This window comes from Neisseria sp. 19428wB4_WF04 (assembly GCF_015235335.1).
GTDB classification, from domain to species: Bacteria; Pseudomonadota; Gammaproteobacteria; order Burkholderiales; family Neisseriaceae; genus Neisseria; species Neisseria musculi.
Genome location: NZ_JADGLG010000079.1, coordinates 1 through 6,407, shown reverse-complemented (window position 1 = coordinate 6,407; position 6,407 = coordinate 1). Strand labels below are relative to the sequence as shown.

Genomic DNA, 6,407 nt, shown 5'->3' with positions numbered 1-6,407 from the left:
CTTTGCCGGTTAGGGAAATCGGAGCGTACGCCTTGCGGCAGAAAGCTGGGCTGCCCGGCGATTTTCAGCACTTCGAAATGGTGTGTGCCTATGGTTTCTTGAAAAACTTGGGTCTCGATGGTAATCATGCCGTATTGCGGTGTGTTTTCCTGATAGTTTTGAATACCGCTGGAACGGTCTTCAACGATTTGGCCGTTGATGCTCAACACCTTATTTTTATATTCGACAACGTCGCCGGGCAGGCCGACGGCGCGCTTGATATAGTTGATTTTGGTGTCTTCGGGATAGTTGAACACCACCACGTCGCCGCGTTCCACTTGGCCGGTGGGCACCAGCACGTTATTGACAATCGGTGTGCGGATGCCGTAGGCAAATTTGTTCACCAGGATAAAGTCGCCCACTACCAGCCCCGGGCGCATGGAGCTGGAGGGAATTTGAAACGGCTCGGCCACAAAGGTGCGCAACACAAACACCACCAGAATAATCGGGAAAAACCCGCCCATGTAATCGGTGAAATGGTTGCTGTCGCCCACCGGGCTTTTTTTCAGACGGCCTTTGTGGATAAACCATACGGTGCCGGTAAACAGTACGAAAATCAGCAGCACGGCTGTAAAGCTCATAAATGCCGACAAAATGCCGAATATGCCCACCATCATCAGCAGGTAGCCCCACTGCAGGCTGCCGCTCCACTCGCCGCCCTCTTCCCGCGATTTGCTGCTTTTTGCATACAAAACCAAGCCTGCGGCCAAGGCGGCCAGTGCGCCCCAAATCAAAGTATTGTTCATTTATTTGTCCCCAATCTGCAAAACTGCCAGAAATGCGCTTTGCGGAATTTCCACATTGCCCACCTGCTTCATGCGGCGTTTGCCGGCTTTTTGTTTTTCCAAGAGTTTTTTCTTACGGGTGATGTCGCCGCCGTAACATTTCGCCAACACGTTTTTGCGCAGGGCTTTAACGGTTTCGCGGGCGATAATCTGGCTGCCGATGGCCGCCTGAACGGCAATGTCGAACATTTGGCGCGGAATCAGTTCGCGCATTTTTGCCGCCAGCTCGCGGCCGCGGAACACGGCGTTGGCGCGGTGCACTATCAGGCTTAAGGCATCGACTTTTTCGCCGTTTACCATGATATCGAGCTTGATTAAATCGGCAGCCTGGAATTCTTTGAATTCGTAATCCAAAGAGGCATAGCCGCGCGAAGTGGATTTGAGTTTGTCGAAAAAATCCATCACCACTTCGTTCATGGGCAAATCGTAGGTAAGCATCACTTGGCGGCCCATATACTGCATATTTTTCTGCACGCCGCGTTTTTGGTTGCACAAGGTCATCACTGCGCCCACATATTCCTGAGGGGTGAGGATGGTTGCGGTGATAATCGGCTCGAAAATTGTGTCGATGCTGCCCACATCGGGCAGTTTGGAAGGGTTCTCCACTTCGATTTTTTCGCCGTTTTTCAGCAATACTTCATAAACCACAGTCGGCGCGGTGGTGATTAAATCCATATCGAATTCGCGCTCTAAACGCTCCTGCACGATTTCGAGGTGCAGCAGCCCCAAAAAGCCGCAGCGGAAGCCGAACCCCAGCGCTTGCGACACTTCCGGCTCGAATTTCAGCGAGGCATCGTTTAACTGCAGTTTTTCCAGTGCATCGCGCAAAGCTTCGTAATCATGGCTTTCCACCGGATAAAGCCCGGCAAACACCTGCGATTGGACTTCTTGGAAACCCGGCAGCGCCTGCGGGGCGGGGTTCGCCGAGAGCGTGATGGTGTCGCCCACTTTTGCCGCGTTCAGCTCTTTGATGCCGGTAATCAGAAAGCCCACCTCGCCTGCTTTCAGCTCGGATTTGGCTACCGATTTCGGGGTAAACACGCCGAGTTGTTCGGCCTGGGTTTCGGCTCTGGTACTCATAAACAGCACTTTGTCTTTCAGTTTCAGACGGCCTTGCTTCACCCGAACCAGCATCACCACGCCCACATAGTTGTCGAACCACGAATCGATAATCATGGCTTGCAGCGGGGCATTTTCATCGCCTTCGGGTGCGGGGATTTTGGCCACGATTTCTTCCAGCACGTCTTCCACACCCAAGCCGCTTTTAGCGGAGCATTGCACTGCATCTGCCGCATCGATGCCGATGATGTCTTCGATTTCCTGCGACACGCGGTCGGGGTCGGCAGCAGGCAGGTCGATTTTATTGAGCACCGGCACCACTTCCACACCCAAATCGATGGCGGTGTAGCAGTTGGCCACGGTTTGCGCTTCCACGCCCTGCGAAGCGTCCACCACCAACAGCGCGCCTTCGCAGGCGGAAAGCGAGCGGGAAACTTCGTAAGAAAAATCCACGTGCCCCGGGGTGTCGATTAAGTTGAGCAGATAAGTCTGCCCGTTGCGCGCTTTATAGTTGAGGGCGGCGGTTTGCGCTTTGATGGTGATGCCGCGTTCTTTTTCGATGTCCATCGAATCGAGCACCTGTGTGCTCATTTCGCGCATTTCCAAACCGCCGCAATATTGGATAAAGCGGTCGGCCAGTGTGGATTTTCCGTGGTCGATGTGGGCGATAATGGAGAAATTCCGGATGTTTTTCATTGAGTTGGACATACTGCTCGTTATTCTTGAAAGGCCGTCTGAAAAGGGTTTGCCCAATCGGGCAAAACGAAAATCAAATAGCTGCGTATTTTAGCCGAAAAATAAGGTTTGGGCTAATTTCAGACGGCCCGGCCTGCGGGGTTTGCGGCAATCCCGCCGAAGCGTCAGACGCACCACGGTAAAGAAGCCGGCGGGGATTTGCCGCCTGTGTTCCGCAGGGGATTTTTCAGACGGCCCGGATATTGAAAATCTGATTGGAAGCATTATATCGAGGCTGTTATCCAGTTTTGGTTGGGGTTGGAACACATGAAAACGTTTTTCCGCACCGCTGTTGCGGTATTGCTGTTGCTGCTGGCCTTTGCCGCCGGCCGGTATGGGTCGGACAGGCTGCCGCAGCAAGAGCAGCAAGTGCTCACGCGAGAAGGGGTGCTCACGCAAATCCAAAACCTCAACCGCCTGGAAAGCACGGCGTTCCATATCGATACCATTGTGAAAACCCAGAAAAAAGGCAACTGGTATGCGCTGTGGCAAGATGCGCAAACCGGGCTGTTTATGGCGCAGGGCCGGGTGCTGGCAGGCTTGGATTTAAACAAACTCACTGCCGACAATGTGAATGTGGTTGACGGCAAAGTGATTATCAGCCTGCCGCCGGTAGAGGTGCTAGATGTTAACCTCGACAATATCGAAGTGTACAACATCCAAACCGGTTCGCTCGGCCTGCACCCCATCGATAAAAGCGTGTTTGCTTCGGTACAGGAGCAGGCGAAAAAACAAGTGTTGGCAAGCGCCTGTAAAGCAGATATTCTTGAACACGCGCAAGTTCAGGCCCGGCGCCGGCTCGAAACGCTGTTTGCGCTCACGCAAACCAATGTATCCATTTATCCCTCCGCTTTGCCGCCGTGCAAAGTTTGATTGTTTAGATATGAAAGGAAAGCTATGTCCCAAGTAACCCTGCAAGGCAACCCCGTTGAAATCGGCGGCGTATTTTTACAAAAAGGGCAGACTGCGCCCGATTTCCAATTAACCGCAAGCGGTTTGGCCGAAAAAACCTTGGCCGACTTTGCGGGAAAACGCAAAATCCTCAATATTTTCCCCAGCATCGATACCGGCGTGTGCGCGCAATCCGTGCGCACCTTCAACGAAAAAGCGGCCGGCCTGGATAACGCTGTGGTGCTGTGTATTTCTGCCGACCTGCCGTTTGCCCAGGCGCGCTTCTGCGGCGGCGAAGGCATCGACAATGTGGAAATGCTGTCCACTTTCCGCAGCAGCTTTGCCCGCGATTACGGCGTGGCCATCGACAGCAGCAAACTCAAAGGGCTGACCGCCCGCTCGGTGGTGGTGCTGGATGAAAACAACCAAGTCCTGCACAGCGAGCTGGTGGGCGAAATCGCCCGCGAGCCGGATTATGCCTCGGCTTTAACGGCATTGTAATGCGGCTTTGAATGCAACAACCGAGGCCGTCTGAACATTTCAGACGGCCTTGTTCCGAAATCAATGTTGCCGTTATGGTTGGGTGTTTTTCTGCCAAACTGCAGACACGCCCGAAACAGCCGGCCGACAGCCGTGCCAAACCGGCAACCATATGGCGCGGCGATCCGCACAACAGGTGCCGCTGCCGAAAACGGCGTGATATTGCAATCAGGCTGATTTCACATCCGCTCGAAAGATAACAGGATGGCCGGATACTACCCGTCAAACGATTACTGCAAGCGCGGCTTAACAGGAAGCAATATGTATCCCTTCAATGATAACGGCTACACTCAGGCGGCAGATGCCGCCGTTGCGCTGTTGCAGCGGCACGCGCCTGCAGAAGCCGAAACGGCCGCCCCCTATGTATATCAACTGTTTGAAGCGCTTTCAGACGGCCACGCTTTTATTTGGCTCAACGATACCGATACCGCTGCTTTGCAGCAGATACCGGGCATAGCCGGCAGCAGCGATATGCCGCTGGTGATTGTGGGCAGGCGGCTGTTTCTCGGCCGGATATGGCAACTGGAGCGCGACCTGGCGCGGGAGATCGTGCGCCTGGCCGCAGCGGAAACCCAACCCGCTGATTGGATGCAGGCCGGGCAGAATCTGGCGCAATGGTTTGACGGCGCAAACAGCGAAGGCCAACGCGATGCCGCCGCACTCTCTCTGCTGCAACCGTTTATGCTCATCAGCGGCGGGCCGGGCACGGGGAAAACCACCACCGTGGCCAAACTTCTGGCGCTGCTGTGCAACAATGCCGGTACATTGCCGCGCATTGCCTTGGCCGCCCCCACCGGCAAGGCTGCCGCCCATATGGCGCGCGCGCTACACCGCGCCGTCTGCGATTTCAAACCGCCCGAGCCTGTCTGCCGCCATCTGCTGCAACTCGAGGGGCAAACCGTACACCGCCTGCTGAAGCTGCGCCCACCGCAGATGCAGCCTGCTTTCCACAGCGGGCAGCCGCTGCCGCTGGATGTGTTGGTTATAGATGAAGCTTCAATGCTCGACCTTGCCCTCATGCTGCAACTGCTGCGTGCCATACCTTCGGGGTGCCGCGTGATTCTGTTGGGCGATGAAAACCAACTGCCTTCGGTAGGCGCAGGCGCGGTTTTGGCCGAACTGGCGCAAGAAACCCTTTTAAACACCACCACTGCGCAAGAATTATCGGTCATACTGCCGCAACACGGCTTCAAAGTCGGCAGCAACCCGCCGCCCTTGTCGGCCAACACCGCCCGCCTGCAGTTCAGCCACCGCTTCGGCAGCGACAGCGGCATCGGCTGCCTGGCCCATGCCGTTATAGCGGGCGATGCAGAAAGCGCATGGGCGCAATTTGCCCGTTTTCCCGCAGCACTCGGCGTGTGCGCAAGCGGCATCAAACAACAGGTCGAAGCTTTTTATGAAAAACAGGCCGCCTATTGGCAGGCAGTAGCTTCGGGCGATGCCGGACAAGCGTTCCGCCGCCACACCGACACGGTGGTGCTGGCAGCCCGGCGGGAAGATGCCGCCGCATTCAACGAAGCCTACCGCCGCTGTCTGCAGCGGCATGGTTTGGCACGCGCCGATGCACCGTGGTTTGCAGGGCAGATAGTGATGGTGTTGCGCAACGATTACACGCTGGATTTATTTAACGGCGACATCGGCCTGATTCTCCCCGACCACAACCGTCTCGACACGCTGGCTGCGCACTTTCCTGCCGCAAACGGGTTCCGCTCCGTTTCCCTGAGCCGCCTGCCCGCCCACGAAACCGCATTTGCCGTTACCGTGCACAAAAGTCAGGGCTCGGAATACGGCGAAGTCTGGCTGCTGCCTCCGACCGCAAACGGCAGCCCGCACGGCCTGAGCCGCGCCCTACTCTACACCGCCGTAACCCGCGCCCGCGAACGGTTTGTATTTTGGGGCAGCCGCCTTGCTTTTCAGACGGCCTGCGCCACACAGGAAAACCGCCGCAGCGCATTGCGCGAAATGATAAACAGAGAAACAGCCAAAAGCAGAAAATAAAGCCCGCCCCTTATAACCATAAGGCCGGGCAGTTTGCAAAATCCCGAAAAAGCCGATTGCCGTTATTTTCATGCAGGGGAAGTGGCAGCATCCAAGTGTTTCAGACGGCCTTGAGGCGTTGCAAGACAAGGCTTTGGGCATCAGAAAAGGCTCAGGCACAGGAAAAGGCCAGCTTGTCCACATCCTTTGCTAAAATATATTTTATGTTTAAAAACAATATATTATTTATGTTTCTTAGGAAGCAAAATTAGCCCAAGGGTCGATTTCTCAGTATTTTAAGCAAGACTAATACAGATCATCATGCCTGTGATTGAAGCGAAATTAGGTTTCCTTTAAGTGTAAATAAAAAGTCTGTTTCGG

At 55.0% G+C, this 6,407-nt stretch carries 5 protein-coding genes; 3 read left to right on the top strand and 2 right to left on the bottom strand.

The genetic code is table 11. The features are described from left to right. Together lepB and lepA are read right to left on the bottom strand one after the other, a co-directional pair. Positions 1–785, bottom strand: a 785-nt coding sequence (gene lepB, locus IR141_RS11700) for a signal peptidase I (RefSeq protein WP_135037478.1), incomplete at its 3' end; no start/stop codon positions are given. After that, entirely contained in the window at positions 786–2,579 is a 1,794-nt protein-coding gene (gene lepA / locus IR141_RS11695; protein WP_135037475.1) for a translation elongation factor 4, read from the bottom strand. It abuts the gene before it with no gap. A gap of 306 nt (positions 2,580–2,885) precedes the next feature. Between lepA and IR141_RS11690 the strand changes: the two genes are divergently transcribed. The 3 genes from IR141_RS11690 (at position 2,886) to recD (ending at position 6,047) form a co-directional block, all read left to right on the top strand. Next, on the top strand, positions 2,886–3,491 hold the full coding sequence (locus IR141_RS11690) for a DUF4230 domain-containing protein (RefSeq protein WP_135037472.1): 606 nt from the start codon (positions 2,886–2,888) through the stop codon (positions 3,489–3,491). A gap of 24 nt (positions 3,492–3,515) precedes the next feature. Then, positions 3,516–4,010: a thiol peroxidase gene (gene tpx, locus IR141_RS11685; protein ID WP_135037469.1), complete on the top strand. Its 495-nt coding sequence runs from the start codon at positions 3,516–3,518 to the stop codon at positions 4,008–4,010. A gap of 300 nt (positions 4,011–4,310) precedes the next feature. Then, a complete protein-coding gene (recD, locus tag IR141_RS11680) occupies positions 4,311–6,047 on the top strand; it encodes an exodeoxyribonuclease V subunit alpha (protein ID WP_135037466.1) in 1,737 nt (578 codons plus the stop codon). Positions 6,048–6,407: the final 360 nt, after the last annotated feature.

Excerpts from the sequence above, each read along its gene's own strand:
- lepA (WP_135037475.1), bottom strand. The coding sequence starts at position 2,579 with ATGAAAAACATCCGGAATTTCTCCATTATCGCCCACATCGACCACGGA.
- IR141_RS11690 (WP_135037472.1), top strand. The coding sequence starts at position 2,886 with ATGAAAACGTTTTTCCGCACCGCTGTTGCGGTATTGCTGTTGCTGCTG.
- tpx (WP_135037469.1), top strand. The coding sequence starts at position 3,516 with ATGTCCCAAGTAACCCTGCAAGGCAACCCCGTTGAAATCGGCGGCGTA.
- recD (WP_135037466.1), top strand. The coding sequence starts at position 4,311 with ATGTATCCCTTCAATGATAACGGCTACACTCAGGCGGCAGATGCCGCC.